Genomic DNA, 16655 nt, shown 5'->3' with positions numbered 1-16655 from the left:
GGTGCGGGAGCAGCAGCCCTGGCTCGACGTGCCGTTCGGGGAGAAGGACGAGGCCAAGGCCGCCGGCGCGCAGTGGGACTGGCGGGCCAGGCGCTGGTACGCACCCCGCCCGGGGATGCCCGAGCTGGCGCGGTGGCTGCCGGACCACTCGTCCTCGTCGTCGCCATCGCCCTCGCCCTCGCCCGACGAGGACCTGGCCGACCGGGCGCCCTCTCCCGAGGCGGCGCCCGAGCTCGTCGGGGCCGGGCGGGCCTGGCCGGCGGGCGCCGAGGGCGAGGTCCGGCTCGCGGAGGCGCTGCGCGAGCTGACCGAGGCCGGGCCACTCGCCCAGCGCCGTCCGCCGTGGCGGGTGCTGCACGCGGTGCCGATGGGCCCGGGCCGCGGCGACATCGACCACGTGCTGCTCGGGCCGCCGGGCCTGGTCACCGTCGACACCGCGCACCACCACGGCCGGTCCGTGCGCGTCGACGGCGACCGCATGACCGTCGACCGGGAGCCCGTCGACCACGTCCCCCGCGCCCGGGCCGAGGCCGAGCGGGCCGGGCGGCTGCTCGCGGCCGCCCGCCGCGACGACCCCGGGGCGGCGCCGCCGGCCACGGCCGCGCTGGCCGTGGTCGCGGCGTCGGTGCGTGTCACGTCGTCACCCGGGGGCGTGCTCGTCGCGACGCCGACCGGCCTCCCGCGGCTGGTCACGGCCCTGCCCGCGGTGCTCGCCGACGACGAGATCGACGAGCTCTACGCCGTCGCGCGGCGGCTGGGCACGTGGACGCGCGAGCTCTGAGCCCTGCCTCAGAAGGGCGGTGGGCCGGGGTCGTCGGCCGGCGGCGGGCGGCCGGTCGGTGGAGGCGGTGCTGATGCCGGTCCCGGCGCCGGGGGCGGGTAGGGATCGTTCTCCCAGAGGGGCCCGTCGTCGGCGCAGCGGTCCGGCTCCGGGTTCGACGGGACCGAGGGCGGACGGGGCGCCGGGAGGTCGTCGACCACCGGGCGCGGCGGGCGCTCGTAGGTGTGTCCGGTGGGGCTGGTCCAGGTGAACCAGCCGGGCCGGGGCTGCGTGAGCGTCCAGCCGTGGTCCTTGAGGTCGTGATCGTGCCCGCAGAGCGGGCCGAGGTTCGCGCCGACGGTGAGCCCGTGTTCGAGCACCGAGCGGGTGTGGTCGATCTCGGCCTCGATCGCCGACGCCCCGCACGGCGGGAAGACGCACGCGCGGTCGCGCATCGTGATCCAGCGCCGCAGCGCCGCCGACGGGAACCGCGCCAGGGCCTCCCGGGCGTGCCGGCGGCGCCGCGCCGCCACCCGCGCCCGGGCGGCCGCATCCGGCCCGGCGCCGCGACCGAAGGGTGAGAGCCCGCCGGCGGTGCCGTCCGGAGCGTTGGCTGCACGTTCCTCGGCCGCACGCTCCTCGGCCTCCCGGGCGGCCCGGTCCTCGGCCCGGGCGGCACGCCACATCGCGAGCTGGTGCTGCAGGTCGGCGAGCAGGCGCTCCCAGCCCGGATGGTCGCCCGGGCGCAGGCGGTCGAGCACGGCCTCGCTGACGTGCAGCTCGACCACCGGCCGCGGCGCACCCTCGATCGGCGGCTCCTGCGGCGTGGTCGTGGCGTGCGCCGGGCGGTGGCGGGTGACGAGGACGGCGACCAGGGCCCCGGTGTCGTCGGTGACCGCCACCCGCCACTCGGCGTCGCAGTACGCCGCGGCGAGCTCGCGGGCCGTGCCGGCGGGGACGACGCCCCACCCGGGCAGGCGGGCCGGACGGTCGTCGAGCAGCAGCAGGGTCCGCAGCCCGACCCGCAGCTCGAACCGCGACTGACGCGTCGCCCGCCGCCCGGACGGCGAGTCGGGAGGGCCGCCGGAGTCGTCCGGTGGGGTGCCGGGCGGGGCGTCGGCAGGGTTCGCCGTGCGCCGCGGCTGCGGGTCGTCGGGCAGCGCGGCGGCGAGCACCGCGGCGACGAGCTCCTCGTCGGTGGCGCCGGCGTTGTCGGGATGCCACATGGCGAGGAAGACGTCGGCGCGGATGGTCTCGATCAGCCCGGTCCGCCCCGCCGCCTGGGCCCGCGCGGCGAGCGCGTTGACCCGGCGCGTGACGCTCACCCCGCCGGGCAGCGGCAGGTCCATCGCCGAGATGTTGACGGTGCCCGCCTCGGTGCAGCGCGCCCGGACACGGCGCTGGCGACGGTGCCGGCGGTAGAGCGTCTCCGCCCACTGCGGATCGAGGGCCTTGGCCATCGCCTGGACCCGGTCGATCAACCGCGCCGGCGTCAGCGTGCCCGCCTCGCCCAGCACCGTGCCGATCACCTCGGCGGCATGCTCGCCGGACAGCGCGGCAATCCAGCGCACCAGGATCGCCACCCGCTGCTCGTCGATCAGCCCGGCCCGCCACGCCGCCCCGAGCCCGGGGTGGCGCTCGGCCGCCTCGGCGAGGTTCAGCACCCCCGCCACCGCCGTGCGCGACGCCGCGGGCACCACCCGCAGCTCGTCCCCCGCCGCGGGCACGTCGATCTCCGCCCGCCCGCCCGGCGCCCCGGGGTCGGCCAGCGACGCCTCCCGGGCCGCCAGGTGGAAGCACGCCTGCTGGTGGGCGAGCTGGCGGCGCTGGGCGGCCACCAGCCGGACCGTGTCGTACGGCGACACCCGCCGCGGATCGATCCGCTCCAGCGCGACGGCCAGCCCGGCGCCGGCGGGGAGCTCCTCAAGCCCCGCCGGCACCTCCTGGAAGCCGTCGTCGAACACGTGTTCGAGTCTAGCGCCCACCCCCGACAGCCCGAGGGCCTTCGCTCAGATCTGCTGGGCCCACCCGACGACCAGCAGCACCGCACCGAGCACGACCACGCCCGAGGCGGGCACCACCCACCACCGCCGACGGACGCCGAGCCCGGAGTCGGTGAGCACGGCCTCCGTCAGCAGGACGTGCAGCGCCGCGAGCCCCCACCAGACCAGGGCGACGACCACCAGCACCCCGACCCACGCCCACCCGTGCGCCGCCCACGCCCCGACGAGGTTCGGCCCGCCCCACGCGCCGTCGTACGGCCCGGGCACGACGAAGCCGTAGAACGGGCCGCGGGCGGTGGCCAGCAGGGCCATCCACGTCAGCCACCAGAACAGCAGGCCGAACACCACGCCGAGCAGCCCGTGGACCATCACCCGCGCGCCCCGCACCCGGTCCTCCCGGAGCGCGGTCGGGAAGCCACCGCAGGCGAGGTGCCGCCGCGCGGCGTCCACACCGCCGGCCGGACCGCTGACGGCGACCGCCATCATCACGCCCGCGGAGGCCGGGAGCAGGCCGAGGCCGTAGGCCAGGCGCCGCCCGGCCGCGCGCCGACGCGAACCGACCGCCTCCTGAGCACGCGGCATCGCACGAGCGCTGGGGACCGGCGTCGTCGCGGCGTGGCTCATGCCCCGGGACGGTAGGGCCGCACCCCGACACCGCGAATCACCCCGAGGGACCGGATCCGCCTCCATCGGAAGGATGAGGCCCGGCCGGAAGTACGGCCGGAGGTACGACCGAAGTCCTACAGCAGCTCGAGCACGAACGGGAGCTCCTGGACGCCGTACCAGGCGAGCTCGTGGTCCTCGGCCTCGCCGAGGGTGAACTCGGCGTCCGGGTCGCCCAGGTCGGCGGCGTCGACGACGGCCGCCGCGGCGCGCACGGCGCCGCCGGCCTCCTCGAGGTCGAGGTGCACCGCCGCCAGCCGCGACATGGGGATGGGGCCGGCGACCCGGACCACGGCGTCGTCGAGGTCCGGGCGCAGGGTCACGTCGTCGACGTCGGCGCTGACGACCGCCCGACGGGGCGGAGCGGAGGAATCCTCCGCCAGCTCGGTCGCCAGCAGGCGCAGCGACGCCCGGGCCGCCTCGCTCATGGCGACGTACTCGAGCTCCTCGTCGTCCCCCGCCGCGTACGCCTCCCGTAGCCGTGGGGTCAGCGCGAACGCCGTGCCCGACAGCGGCTGCAGCTGCTCGGTGTCGAGCAGTCGTCGCAGGCCGGCCACCGTGGCCGGGACGTAGATCCTCACCGTTCCCCTGTCCTCTCGCGCTCCCAGCGCGCCGCGGTGGTCCGCAGCGCGACCTGCGCGACCTCGGCCTGCTTGCGCGGGTCCATGACGTTCCAGCCGGTCACGGCCCGGTCCTCCGCGTCGGGCGCGTGCTCGGTCACGGAGACCCCGGCGGCCCGCAGCCGCGCGATCTCGTGGTCGGAGCGCCCGCCGATCAGCCCGCGCAGCCAGCCGTCGGTGGCCCCGACGGGATTCGACCACACCGCCGGCGACGCCCCCGACCGGGCCAGGGGGACGAGCACGAGGGCCTCGTCGACGCGGGGCAGGTCGTCGTCGAGCAGGAGGTCGGCCGACGTCGCCGAGCAGACCCCGCCGTCGACGTAGCGACGCCCCGCGATCCGCACCGGCGAGAACCAGCCCGGCACCGCGCACGACGCCGTCGCCGCCTCCGCCATCGACGCCGGCGGCGCCCCGGTCCGCCCGAACGGCACCCGCGCCCCGCTGTCGTAGTCCATCGCGACGATCCGCACCTGCGGGTGCTCCGGCCACTGCTCGCGCGCCCACTTCGCCGCCCAGCGGTGCAGGCCGGTGGTGTCGCCCCGGCCGGTCGGCAGCAGCGCCGCCCCGAACGCCAGCGGCGGGAAGCGGCGCGGCCTGCGGGCGATCTCGCCCAGCAGCCGCAACGACCCGGGCCCGACCCGCGGTACCGGCGGCAGGCCCCGCCGCGCCGTCGACTGCGGGGCGCCCTTGGGGCGGACCGGCGCCGGCGGCGGGTCGAGCAGCTGGGCGAGCATGTCCGACACCGGCACCCCGCTGGCCAGCGCGGCGGCGATCACCGACCCCGCCGAGGTCCCGACCAGCACGTCCGCCTCGCGCGCGTCGCGCCCGGTCTCGAGCTCCCAGGTCGTCAGCGCGGCGACGGTCCACGCGTAGCCCAGCTGACCCCCGGTCCCCAGCACCAGGCCGAAGCTCACTTGGGCACCGTCGCCCGCAGCTCGGCGAGGGACTCGGTCACCAGCTCGCCCAGCTCGTCCACGTCGGCCATCGAGTCCCGGTCGGCGTTGAAGCCGTAGAAGACCCCGCCGTCGTAGGACGTCAGCCCCACCGCCAGCGACTGCCCCTTCGCCAGCGGCACCACCGGGTACATCTCGAGCATCCGCGCCCCCGCCGCGTAGAGGGCGTGCTGCGGGCCCGGCACGTTGGAGACGACCAGGTTGAACAGCCGGCGCGCGAACCCGTTGGCGGCCCGGGCCCCCAGCGCGTGCAGCGTCGGCGGCGCGAACCCGCCCACCCGCACCAGCGCGTTCGCCCCGACCGACTGGCCGGACTCCTTGTGCTCCCGCATCGCGTGCGCGACGTGGTGCATCCGCAGGACCGGGTTGGGCTCGCCGACGGGCAGGTCGACCAGGAACGACGCGATCTGGTTGCCGAGCAGCCCGGCCCCCGCGATCGACCCCGTGGTCTCCGCGTCCCCGCGCACCGACAGCGGCACCATCGCCCGCATCGTGGTCGTCGGCGACACTGTCGCGCCCCGCGAGAGCAGCCAGTTGCGCAGCGCGCCGGAGATCACGGCCAGCACGACGTCGTTGATCGTCCCGCCGTGGGCGCGGCGGACGGCGCGGTAATCCTCGAGGTCGGTGCGGGTCATCGCGAACCGGCGCTGGGTCGAGATCGGCACGTTCAGGGGGCTCACCGGCGCGGGGCGCACCGCGGTGCGCACCGCCGAGAACAGTCCCCCGGCGACGCCCGCGACCTTGGTGACGGTGTCCGCGGCGTCCCGGACCGCGTCGCGCGCGGCCTCGACGGCGTTGCCGGGGCGGGAGACGTTCTCGCTCATGGCGTCGTAGATGAGCCGCCACGACGACGGCTCGCGCCGCGCGGTCCACTCGTCCTCCGGGGTCGGGCGGCCCGACGCCGTGTCGTCCAGCACGACCTGGCCGATGTCGATCGACGCGACCCCGTCGACCATCGCCTGGTGGGTCTTCGTGACCAGCGCCACGCGCCCGCCCGACAGCCCGTCGACCAGGTACATCTCCCACAGCGGGCGGGTGTGGTCCAGCGGGCGCGACATGAGGCGGGCGACCAGGTCGCACAGCGCCCGCTCGGTGCCCGGAGGCGGCAGCGCGGAGCGCCGCACGTGGTAGGTGACGTCGAAGTCGACGTCGTCGATCCACACCGGACGCGCCATGCGGCCCGGGACCTCGCGAATCTTCTGGCGGTAGCGCGGGACCAGCCCGATCCGGCTGGAGATCAGCTCGACGAGCCCGTCGTAGTCGAACCCGGACCGCGGCTTGCGGAAGACGGACACGCTCCCGACGTGCATCGGAGTCGTCGGTTGATCCATGTAGAGGAAGGAGGCGTCCAGCGCCGACAGGCGGTCCGGCATGGGCGCGATCGTCGCACAGGGACCGAGCCGCGGCCGGGGGTCGGGCGGTCTGCCAGGCTGGTCGTGATGTCGCCCTCACCCAGCTCACGGTCGGATCGGCCGGTGTCGCCGAAGGACGCCTTCGTGACGGTCTACGGGCGCAAGCCGGTGCTGGAGGCGCTCGGCGACCCCGCGCTGGAGGTCGACAAGGTCGTGCTCGCCGAGGGCGCCGACCGCGACGCCGTGCGCACCTTCACCGAGGCCGCGCGGGCCCGTGGCCTGGTGCTCCAGCGGGCGTCGGCGCAGCGGGTGAAGGTGCTGGCGGGCAACGGGCGCCAGGACCAGGGCGTGCTCGCCGACGTCGTCGCGCCGCGGATGCGCCCGCTGGAGCACTTCCTGGAGGACCTCACCGGCCCCGCCCGGGTCCTCGTGCTCGACGGCCTGACCAACCCCGCGAACGTCGGGATGATGCTGCGCTCGGCCACCGGCGCCGGGCTCGAGGGCGTCCTGCTGCCGCGGCGCGGGGCGCCGTCCATCGACCCGCTGGTGATCAAGGCCTCGGCCGGCGTCGCCTTCCACGCCCCCGTCCTGCGCGCGCGGACCGCCGCCGACGGCCTCGGCGCGCTCGCGGAGGCGGGGTTCGTGCTGTTCGGGCTGGACGGGCCCGGGCCCACCTCGTTGTTCGACGCCGAGCTCCCGGACCGCGTGGCGCTGGTCGTGGGCGGGGAGACCGACGGGCTCACCGACGACGTCCGCGCCGAGCTGCACGGGACCCTGACCATCCCGCTGGCCGAGGGCGTCGAGTCGCTCAACGCCGCCGTGGCCGCCTCGATCGCCTGTTTCGAGCTGGCCCGCCGGCGGGGCTGACTTTCCGCGAACCGCCCCTGCGCGCGCCCCGGGCCTGCCTAGGCTCGCCGCGTGCCCCGGTCCTCCCCCGGCGCCGTCCCTGTCTCGTCGCGCCCGGGAGGACCCGCATGCTCTCCACCGTTCCCGCCCCCGTCCCCGCCCCCGTTCCCGCCCGCGCCCGCCGGGTCGGCGCCGTGCCCGCCCCGCGCGTGCGCCCGCTCGACGAGGTGCTCGCCGGGCCCCGGGCGCGCCGCCCCGCGACGCCTGCGCCGGCGCACGAGGTCCGGCGCGCCCAGCACGACCTCGACCGCCTCGCCGCCGCCCTGCGCCCGCTCGCGGCGCGGATGCTCACGGCCGTCGGCGACGTCCTGGCCGGGCGCCGCCCGCCGCGGCACCTCGACGCCCTGCTCACACCCGACGCGCTGGCGACGCTCGCGCGTGCCGCGCCGGGCCCCGCGTCGGCCGCGTCCCGGAGGCCGCCGCCCGGAGGCGGCGCGCTGCGCGGCCTGCGGGTGTGCGCGGTCGGGCCGCGAGCCGTCGAGGTGGCGGCCGTGATCCCCGGTCAGGACCGGGTCCGCGCGCTCGCGGCCCGTCTCGAGCGCGCCGACGACGGGCCCGCAGACCCCGGCCGGTGGCACCTGGTGGCGCTGTGGCCGGGGTGAGGGGAACTCAGCCCGGCGTCCGGGGCGGCGCCCCGTGGCACTGCTTGTACTTGCGCCCCGAGCCGCACGGGCAGGGCGCGTTGCGCGACGGGGTGTCGGCGCGCCGGGCCTGCTGCGGGTTGGAGCGGGCGGCACGGCCACCGCCGTTGCCGTCACCCGCCGCGTGCCGGGCGGCCTGGCCGTCCTCGTCGGGGCCGCTGTAGTTCAGCTCCTGCGGGCGGCGCCCGCCGAGCCCCGCCCCGCGGAACGCCTCGGGCATCGCGCTCTGGTCGAGCTGCGACAGCGCCGGCCCCGCGGCCGTCGCCGGGCCGCCGTCCTGCGCGGCGGCGGGCTGCTGGGCGCGCCGGTTCGGCTGCCCGCCCTGGCCGTTGCCGGGCCGCTGGGTCTCCGGCGCGGGACCGCGACCGGGCCGGTTGCGCCCGCCCCGGCCCGTGGGGACCTGGGCAGCGGGGGCGGCGGGGGCCTGCGGCGGCGCGCCCGCGGGCGGCATCGCGCCGGGCGGCACCGGGCCTCCCGGGCCGCGCTTCGGCACCGGGATCGCGCTGGTCGGGGCGCCGGCGAGACGCGGGTCGACCGGCAGCGGCGCCGCGCCCGCGGTGGTCCGGGTCTGGGTCGTCCGCGGGTCGGGCGTGTCCGGGGTGATCGCCGCCTGGACGTTGGTGTCCGTGGACGGGTTCGCCCCGGGCACCGCGTCGACGGGCGCCTGCTCCTCGACCTGGATGGTCAGGTTGAACAGGAACGCGACGGACTCCTCGCGGATGCCCTCCATCATGGAGGTGAACATCTCGAAGCCCTCGCGCTTGTACTCGATCTTGGGATCGCGCTGCGCCAGCGCCCGCAGGCCGATGCCCTGCTTGAGGTAGTCCATCTCGTAGAGGTGCTCGCGCCACTTGCGGTCGAGCACCGACAGGACGACCTGCCGCTCCAGCTCGCGCATCCCGCCCTCGGGGGCGATCTGGTCGATCTCGCCCTCGCGGCGCGCGTAGGCCTCGAGCGCGTCCTCGGTGAGCACCTCGACCAGCAGGTCGCGGTCGATGTCGTCGTGCTCCTCGACGAGGTCCTCCCACGCGACCCCGACCGGGTAGAGCTGGCCGAGGCCCGTCCAGAGCTTCGCGAGGTCCCAGTCCTCGCTGTAGCCCTCGGAGGTCGCGCCGTCGACGTAGGCGGTGACCACGTCGACGATCATGTTCTGGACCTGGTCGGAGAGGTTCTCGCCCTCGAGGACGCGGTGACGCTCGGCGTAGATCACCGTGCGCTGCTGGTTCATCACCTCGTCGTACTCGAGGACGTCCTTGCGGGCCTCGAAGTTCTGCTGCTCGACCTGCGTCTGCGCGCTGCGGATCGCCCGCGAGACCATCTTGGCCTCGATGGGCATGTCCTCGGGCAGGTTGAACCGCGTCATGATCGACTCGACCATGGCGCCGTTGAACCGCCGCATGAGCTCGTCGCCCAGCGACAGGTAGAACCGCGACTCGCCCGGGTCGCCCTGACGTCCGGAGCGGCCGCGCAGCTGGTTGTCGATGCGCCGCGACTCGTGGCGCTCGGTCCCCAGCACGTAGAGCCCGCCGGAGTCCTTGACGCTCTCGGACTCGCGCTCGACCTCCTCCTTCACCTCGGCGAGCGTGGTGTCCCACGCCGCCTCGTACTCCTCGCGCGTGTCGACCGGGTCGAGACCCTGGGCGCGCAGGCGCTGGTCGGCGATGAAGTCGGGGTTGCCGCCGAGCACGATGTCGGTGCCGCGGCCGGCCATGTTGGTGGCCACCGTGACCGCGCCGCTGCGCCCGGCCTCGGCGATGATCTGGGCCTCCTGCTCATGGAACTTGGCGTTGAGCACCGAATGCGGCACGCCCCGCTCCTTGAGCAGCTTCGCCAGGTACTCCGAACGCTCGACGCTCGTGGTGCCGATCAGCACCGGCTGCCCGCGCTCGTAGTGCTCGGCCACGTCGTCGGCCACGGCCTCGAACTTGGCCGGCTCGGTCTTGTAGACCAGGTCGGCCTGGTCGACGCGCTGCGGCGGGCGGTTGGTCGGGATGGTGACCACGCCGAGCTTGTAGGTCTTCGAGAGCTCCGCCGCCTCGGTCTGGGCGGTACCGGTCATGCCGCTGAGCTTGGAGTACAGGCGGAAGTAGTTCTGCAGCGTGATCGTCGCCAGCGTCTGGTTCTCCGGCTTGATCTCGACGCCTTCCTTCGCCTCGATCGCCTGGTGGAGACCCTCGTTGTAGCGGCGGCCCACCAGCACGCGGCCGGTGAACTCGTCGACGATCAGGACCTCGCCGTCGCGGACGATGTAGTCCTTGTCGCGGAGGAAGAGCTCCTTGACCTTGATCGCGTTGTTCAGGTACCCGACGAGCGGGGTGTTCGCCGCCTCGTAGAGGTTGTCGATGCCGAGCTGGTCCTCGATGAAGGACACGCCCTCCTCGGTGACACCGATGGTCTTCTTGCGCTCGTCGACCTCGTAGTGGACGTCGCGCGTCATCTTCGGCGCCAGGCGGGCGAACTCCGTGTACCAGCGGGCGCTCTGCTCCGCCGGACCCGAGATGATCAGCGGCGTGCGGGCCTCGTCGATGAGGATCGAGTCGACCTCGTCGACCACCGCGAACGCGTGGCCGCGCTGCACGCACTCGGCCTTCGACCAGGCCATGTTGTCGCGCAGGAAGTCGAAGCCGAACTCGTTGTTCGTGCCGTAGGTGATGTCGGCCCGATAAGCGCGCCGCCGCTCGTCACCGGGCATGCCGGAATAGATCGCGCCGACCTCGAGACCGAGGAAACGGTGCACGCGGCCCATCCACTGCGAGTCGCGCTGCGCCAGGTAGTCGTTGACCGTGATGACGTGGACGGGCTCGCCCGAGATCGCGTTCAGGTACGCCGGGAGCGTCGAGACCAGCGTCTTGCCCTCACCGGTGCGCATCTCCGCGACGTTGCCCTCGTGCAGCGCCGCCCCGCCCATGAGCTGCACGGGGTAGTGGAACTGGCCGAGCGTGCGGGACGCGGCCTCACGGACCACCGCGAACGCCTCGGGCAGCAGGTCGTCCAGCGACTCGCCGTCGGCGTAGCGCTCGCGGAACTCGTCGGTCTTCGCCCGCAGCTCGTCGTCGGTCAGCTCGGCGATCTCGTCGGCGAACGTGTCGACATAGTCCGCGATCTTGCCGAGGCGCTTGACCGTGCGCGCTTCGCCCGCCCGCAGCAGTCGGTTCAGGACCACGGTGGTGACCTCGCTCGTCCTCGTCGGCGCCACGGTTCCGGAAGACCCGGCGCACACAGCGGCACGGGCCCGTTCCCCATCGTAGGCGCTCGGGGAACGGGCCCGGCCGGTGCGGGTCTCCGGTGTGGGAGTGCGGGTCAGACGAGGGCGATGACGCCGTAGGCGTAGCCGTGGCGTCGGTACACCACGCTCGGCCGGCCCGAGTCCTTGTCGGCGAAGAGGAAGAAGTCGTGCCCGACGAGCTCCATCTGGGAGAGCGCGTCGTCGATCGTCATGGGGATCGCGTGGTGCTCCTTGTGGCGCACCACCTGTCCGGGCAGGTACGGGTCGATGTCCTCCAGGGCGGAGGTGTCGTCGGCCGGTACGCGCGCGGCCGGGACGTCGATCTCCCACCCCTCCTGCGCCACCGGCTCCTCGCGCTCCAGCACCTCCGTCGTCGTGGACGCGGCCGCGGCGATGTCCGAGAGGGAGAGCCCGCCGGTGGCCTGCGCGACCGACGTCGGCACGCGACGTCCGTGGCTCACGCGGCGGCGGTCGTGCGCACGGCGCATCCGGGCCTCGAGGCGCGCGACGGCCTGGTCCATCGCGCAGTAGAAGTCGGCCGAGCAGCCTTCACCGCGCACCACGGGGCCGCGTCCGCGACCGGTGATCTCCACGCGCTGGCAGTTCTTGGATCGACGGGGGTTCGGCTCGTGAGAGAGCTGGACCTCCATCCGGACGATCTTGTGGTCGTAGCGCTCGAGACGGCCCAGTTTGTCTGCCGTGTGCTCGCGGAAGTGAGAAGGGACCTCGACGTTTCGTCCGCAGACAACGATCTCCAAGACGACCTCCCGGTCTGGGGATACGGTGCGCGGCCCGCTCGTCGGGGAGGGATCGGATCGGCATGCCTCGCCGGGACCGGGACCGCGTCGAAACTGCGTTCGCGCCTCCTGTCGTTCACCGACTCAGGATGTGAGGCGTCACCGTAGTGACAACTCCCGTTCCCATGGAAGGTCCGATCCGCCCGAAGACGACCTCTCGGACGACACCCGCGCGGGTGGTTCACCCTGCGTGTCGGCGGCCGAACGGGTGACCCGGCGACCGGGCCTCCCCACTCACCCGGGTGGACGACCGCCGGGCGCGGGAGTCGGCCACGGTGAGCACCACGACCACGTCGACCGGCCGGCCCGCCGCCGCGAGCAGGCCGGTCGCGGCCCGCGCCGTCGCCCCGGTGGTGAGCACGTCGTCGAGCAGCGCCACCGCGCAGCCCGGCGGCGGCAGCCCGCGCGGGCGCAGCCGCAGGTGGCGCGCGAGGTTGTCCGCGCGTCCGGCGGCGTCGAGCCCGACGGCGTCGGCGGCGCCCCGGCCCATCGTCAGGGCGCGGGAGACGCACGGGAGACGCAGCGCGGCGGAGCTCGACCCGCCGACGGCCACGGGCCCGGTCGTTCTGCTCGCTCCCACCACCGCCCGCGCCAGGCGCAGCATGTGATCGCCGCCGCGGGCGCGCGCCGCGGACGGGCGCGAGGGGGCGGGCACGAGCGCCGCCGGCGGGACCCGCCCGGCCCGCAGCGCCTCGGTGACCAGCCCGGCGAGCGGGCGCGCGAGCTCGCGGCGTCCCCGCTCCTTGTAGGACAGCAGCACCTCCCGCGCGCTGCCCGCGTAGGGCGCGAGCGCGAGCACCGGCGGCAACCCCGGCAGGTCGAGCAGGGCGGGGCTCCGCCACCGGTCGCGGCACGCCGCGCACCACCGCTCGCCGTCGAGCCCGCACCCGGCGCACGGCGAGGGCAGCACGAGGTCGGCGAGCGCGAGCCATGCGTCCTGCAGCACGCCGCCCAGCGTCGGGCCGGACCGTCGCCCCGGGCCAGCACCGGCCCCGCGCCCTGGGGACGCGACCGGACGATGGGGACGGCGGACGGAGCAGTCGGCCCGTGGTCAGCCCGGGTAGGCCGGCACCGTCCCCGCGCCGAAGCCCGGCACCGACTGCCAGACGTCGCCGCCGGCGCCGCTCCCGCCGTCGAGCGGCAGGGTCCAGGTGCCGCCCTGGTCGGCGACGACCAGCGGACGGCCCGGCCGGGCGGCGACGGCGGTGACGGGCGGTGTCAGGTTCGTCGTCGACAGGGACTCGACGTCCAGGCCGTCCACCGAGGCGAGGGTGACCGGGCGGTCGGCGCGGTTGCCGACGGCGACGAGCTGGTCGGTGCGCGTCCAGCCCACGTCGAGGACCTGGTCGAGCGCCTCGGGCCGCAGCTCCGTGACCGACCCGAGCCGGGCGCCGCCCGCGCCGTCGCGCGCGATCGCCGCGACCAGCACGTGTCCCCCGGTCACCAGCGCGATCCGGGACCCGTCCGGCGAGATGCGCACCGCGGACACCGGCCCCACGGCACCCGGCGGGGCGGTGACGCCGGCGCCCGCCAGGGCGGAGGTGTCGACCGCGACCGGTCGCACCGCCCCGCCCGGTCCCTGGCGCACGGCGCGCACGACCGTCGTGCCGTCCTGCACCGACCAGACCTCGGTGCCGTCGGGCGTCCAGGTGGGCCGGGCCAGCGAGCGGCCCTCGATCCCGCTGGCGGCGAGCTCGGCGCCCCCGGCGCCGGTGAGCAGGCGCGCCCGCGTGGCCGCCGGGTCGGCGCCCGGGGTCTCCTCGGCCACCACCGCCACGTCGCCCTCGTAGCTCGCCGACGCCGACACCGCCCGGTACGCGCCGCGGCCGGCGGGTCCGCCCTCGGGCTCGCCGGTGAGCAGGCGCAGGCGCCCGCTGTCGGCCACGAGCACCGGGACCTCGGTGTCGCCGGGGCCGCCGACCACCGGGTCCACCGGCAGGTCGGGGCGCCGCGCCACCTCGGGGGGCAGGCCCGCGAGGGTGTCGCCGACCGCGACCTCCGGCCGGCCGGGCAGCAGGGGCTCGCCGTCGACCAGCAGGCGGACCTGGGAGACCCCGATGCCCGCGAGCGTCAGCGTCACCTGCTGGGCGATCTCGCGCCGGCGCGGGTCGTCGAGCGGGCCGGTGCGCGACAGGTCGACCACGGCCGTGCCCTCGGGTGTGAGCGTGACGTCGGAGCGCAGCGTGGTGCCGGCCGGCAGGGAGCTGACCGCGGCGCCCGCCAGCGACTCCGACGGCCCGGCGAGCAGGTACTGCAGGGTGCGCGTCGGCACCGACCGCGCCGGGCTCGTCGCCAGGTAGCGGGGGTCGGAGACGGGGCCCGCGCGCTGGGGGTCGAGGAACCAGGTGCGCACCGGGCGGGTGTTGGCGCGCAGGTCGGAGCGCCGCACGATCGTGCCCGTCGGCAGCGAGGAGATGCGCCACTGGCCGTTCTGCTCGGTGAGGCGCACGTCGACCTCCACCGGGCGCACGCCGGCCACGAACACGCCCTCGGGGGTGAGGACGCCCAGCGCGGTGGCCCGGATGCGCACCGCGGCCTCGCCCACCGGCGCCGGGCGGTCGGCGAACACCGTGTCCACCTGGTCGTTGACGACGACCGGCGCCGCGCCGTCGTCCCACGTCCCCGCCGCGCCGGCGGTGAGGAACCCCCGCGCGGCCCGGTGGCGCTCGGCGGTCGCTCCCGACGCGAGCACCCACCCCCGCACGGTCTCCAGCGGCCCGGCGTCGCGGGCGGGGCCCGGCGGGGCGGTCGGCTCGGCGGCGTCGCCCACCCGGCGCAGGACGGTGACGTCCGACGACCCGGGCACCGATGCGCAGCCGGCGGCGAGGGCCAGCAGCAGGGCCAGGGCGAGGAGGACGGGCCGCCGCCTCACCGCGCCACCGACGTGCCGGGGTCGGGCGGGGGCGAGGGCTCCGGGAAGGACACGTCGTCGAGGTCGTCGCGGATCTCCGGCGCGGTGTCCTCCTCCTCCATCGGCGGCAGCGCCGTGCCCGTGGTGGGCGCGGCGTCGTGGATCCCCGGCTCCGCGGCGGCCGGCGCGGCGGCGACGGGCAGCAGGGGCAGCGGGCTCGTGCGCAGGCGCTCGCCGTGGTGCAGCGGCAGGGTCAGCCGGAACACCGCGCCCCGGTCGACCTCGCCCCAGGCCTGCAGCCAGCCGCCGTGCAGGCGGGCGTCCTCGAGGCTGATCGCGAGCCCGAGGCCTGTGCCGCCGCTGCGGCGCTGCCGCGACGGGTCGGCGCGCCAGAACCGGTTGAAGACCAGCCCCGCCTCGCCCGGCTTGAGGCCGATCCCGTGGTCGCGCACCACCACCGCCAGCGCGCCCTCGTCGGCGGCCAGGCGCACCTCGATCGGGCGACTCTCGCCGTGGTCGATGGCGTTGGCGAGCAGGTTGCGCAGGATGCGCTCGACGCGCCGGGGGTCGACCTCGGCGAGGACGGGCCCCCCCGTGTCGCCCTGGTCGCCCAGGTCGAGCAGCAGCGGCGTGTGGGTGTCCTCCACGAGGTGCCGGACGGTCTCCGCGGCGCGGCGGACCACCGCGGCGACGTCGACGGTCTCGAGGCCCAGCTCGGCCATGCCCGCGTCGAGGCGGCTGATCTCCAGCAGGTCGGAGAGCAGGGTCTCGAAGCGGTCGAGCTCGTCGACGAGCAGCTGCGCCGACCGCGCGGCGGTGACGTCGGAGGGGTCGACCTGCGCGTGCAGCACCTCGGCGGCCATCCGCACGGTGGTCAGCGGCGTGCGCAGCTCGTGGCTGACGTCGGAGGTGAACCGGCGCTGCAGCGCCCCGAACTCCTCGAGCTGGCGGATCTGCGACTGGATGCTCGCCGCCATCTCGTTGTACGACTCGGCGAGCCGGGCGACCTCGTCGTCGCCGTGCACGGGCATGCGTTCGTCGAGGTGGCCGTCGGCGAAGCGTTCGGCGACGTCGGCGGCCTGGCGGACCGGGCGCACGACCTGCCGCGTCACCACCGACGAGATGCCCGCGAGCAGGACGAGCAGCACCCCGGCGGCCAGCGCGAGCGTGCTCTGGACGAGCGCGAGCGTGCGCTGCTCCGCCGAGAGCGGGAACAGCAGGTAGAGCTGCAGGTTCCGTCCGGCGGTGCGCACGGGCTGGCCGACGACCAGCGTCGGCACCGGCGCCGCCTGACCCGCCGAGGCGACCGTGAGGTACTTGGTGGCGAGGAAGCCCTGCAGCACGGGCGCCCGCAGCTGCGGCGGGATCACCTCGGCGGGCCCGGCGCTGACCTCGCCGGTCGTGCCGCCCGGCACCGTCGGCAGCGCGCCGGGCACCGCCCCGAGCGTGTCCGAGCCCGCGATCAGCACCGCGTCGAACGCGCCGGCGTCGCTGGCCGGGTCGTTGCCGCGCGTCACGCCGTTCGAGCCGGCGTCCCGCCCGCTGGTGGAGAGCCGGTCGAGGACGTCGTCGAGCACGGCCTGCGCGCCGTCGCGGTCCGGGTCGATGCGGGCGAGGTCGCGCTCGAGGGCCTGGCGCGAGATGTCGGCCTGGATCAGCGCGGCCTGCTCCTTGCCCTGGACCAGCCGGTCGGCGATCTGGGTCTGGAGCACCAGTCCGAGCACCGCCACCACGACGATCGACATGGCGAGCGTCGAGAGCACCACCCGCAGCTGCATCGAGCGGCGCCAGAGCACACGGACCTGGCCGACGCGCTCGGCCACGAAGCGGTCGAGGCGGCGGCGCAGCCCGGTGAGCAGGGACGTCACGGGAAGGCCACCCCG

At 76.0% G+C, this 16655-nt stretch carries 13 protein-coding genes; 3 read left to right on the top strand and 10 right to left on the bottom strand.

The window, feature by feature from the left end; genetic code table 11:
• Window position 1: 1 nt before the first annotated feature.
• The gene (locus WCD58_RS23750) at window positions 2-781 is read left to right on the top strand and encodes a DUF5710 domain-containing protein (protein ID WP_337705562.1); all 780 of its coding nucleotides are present in this window, start codon (window positions 2-4) and stop codon (window positions 779-781) included.
• A gap of 8 nt (window positions 782-789) precedes the next feature.
• Here the strand turns inward: WCD58_RS23750 and WCD58_RS23745 are convergent, their stop codons facing one another.
• From WCD58_RS23745 to WCD58_RS23725, 5 genes are all read right to left on the bottom strand, one after another.
• Window positions 790-2724: an HNH endonuclease signature motif containing protein gene (locus WCD58_RS23745; RefSeq protein WP_337705561.1), complete on the bottom strand. Its 1935-nt coding sequence runs from the start codon at window positions 2722-2724 to the stop codon at window positions 790-792.
• A gap of 45 nt (window positions 2725-2769) precedes the next feature.
• On the bottom strand, window positions 2770-3387 hold the full coding sequence (locus WCD58_RS23740) for a hypothetical protein (RefSeq protein ID WP_337705560.1): 618 nt from the start codon (window positions 3385-3387) through the stop codon (window positions 2770-2772).
• A gap of 116 nt (window positions 3388-3503) precedes the next feature.
• Window positions 3504-4007 (bottom strand): DUF6912 family protein, encoded by a 504-nt coding sequence (locus WCD58_RS23735; protein ID WP_337705559.1) that lies wholly within the window; start codon window positions 4005-4007, stop codon window positions 3504-3506.
• A complete protein-coding gene (locus WCD58_RS23730; protein ID WP_337705558.1) occupies window positions 4004-4960 on the bottom strand; it encodes a patatin-like phospholipase family protein in 957 nt (318 codons plus the stop codon). Before WCD58_RS23730 ends, WCD58_RS23735 begins: the two co-directional genes overlap by 4 nt.
• On the bottom strand, window positions 4957-6372 hold the full coding sequence (locus tag WCD58_RS23725; protein WP_337705557.1) for a WS/DGAT/MGAT family O-acyltransferase: 1416 nt from the start codon (window positions 6370-6372) through the stop codon (window positions 4957-4959). The genes WCD58_RS23730 and WCD58_RS23725 overlap by 4 nt, the downstream gene beginning before the upstream one ends.
• A 66-nt stretch (window positions 6373-6438) precedes the next feature.
• Here WCD58_RS23725 and WCD58_RS23720 point away from each other — a divergent pair, with 66 nt between their 5' ends.
• Complete coding sequence (locus WCD58_RS23720) at window positions 6439-7218, top strand: TrmH family RNA methyltransferase (protein ID WP_337705556.1); 780 nt, start codon at window positions 6439-6441, stop codon at window positions 7216-7218.
• A 107-nt stretch (window positions 7219-7325) separates the two neighbouring features.
• Window positions 7326-7859 carry an Rv3235 family protein gene (locus WCD58_RS23715; RefSeq protein WP_337705555.1) on the top strand — a complete coding sequence of 178 codons (534 nt, stop codon included), beginning with the start codon at window positions 7326-7328 and terminating at the stop codon, window positions 7857-7859.
• A gap of 7 nt (window positions 7860-7866) precedes the next feature.
• Here the strand turns inward: WCD58_RS23715 and secA are convergent, their stop codons facing one another.
• The 5 genes from secA to mtrB all read right to left on the bottom strand — a co-directional run bounded on the left by secA (window position 7867) and on the right by mtrB (window position 16640).
• Window positions 7867-11061, bottom strand: a complete 3195-nt coding sequence (gene secA / locus WCD58_RS23710; RefSeq protein ID WP_337705554.1) for a preprotein translocase subunit SecA — start codon at window positions 11059-11061, stop codon at window positions 7867-7869.
• Window positions 11062-11198: 137 nt separating this feature from the next.
• Window positions 11199-11882: a ribosome hibernation-promoting factor, HPF/YfiA family gene (gene hpf / locus WCD58_RS23705; RefSeq protein ID WP_337705553.1), complete on the bottom strand. Its 684-nt coding sequence runs from the start codon at window positions 11880-11882 to the stop codon at window positions 11199-11201.
• 220 nt (window positions 11883-12102) lie between these two features.
• On the bottom strand, window positions 12103-12867 hold the full coding sequence (locus WCD58_RS23700; protein WP_337705552.1) for a ComF family protein: 765 nt from the start codon (window positions 12865-12867) through the stop codon (window positions 12103-12105).
• Window positions 12868-12972: 105 nt separating this feature from the next.
• Window positions 12973-14793: an LpqB family beta-propeller domain-containing protein gene (locus tag WCD58_RS23695; RefSeq protein WP_337705551.1), complete on the bottom strand. Its 1821-nt coding sequence runs from the start codon at window positions 14791-14793 to the stop codon at window positions 12973-12975.
• Window positions 14790-16640, bottom strand: a complete 1851-nt coding sequence (gene mtrB, locus WCD58_RS23690) for an MtrAB system histidine kinase MtrB (RefSeq protein WP_337705550.1) — start codon at window positions 16638-16640, stop codon at window positions 14790-14792. Before mtrB ends, WCD58_RS23695 begins: the two co-directional genes overlap by 4 nt.
• Window positions 16641-16655 lie beyond the last annotated feature (15 nt).

Source organism: Actinomycetospora flava, assembly GCF_037400335.1.
Taxonomy (GTDB): Bacteria; Actinomycetota; Actinomycetes; order Mycobacteriales; family Pseudonocardiaceae; genus Actinomycetospora; species Actinomycetospora flava.
This window is presented reverse-complemented; position numbering and strand designations above follow the sequence as displayed.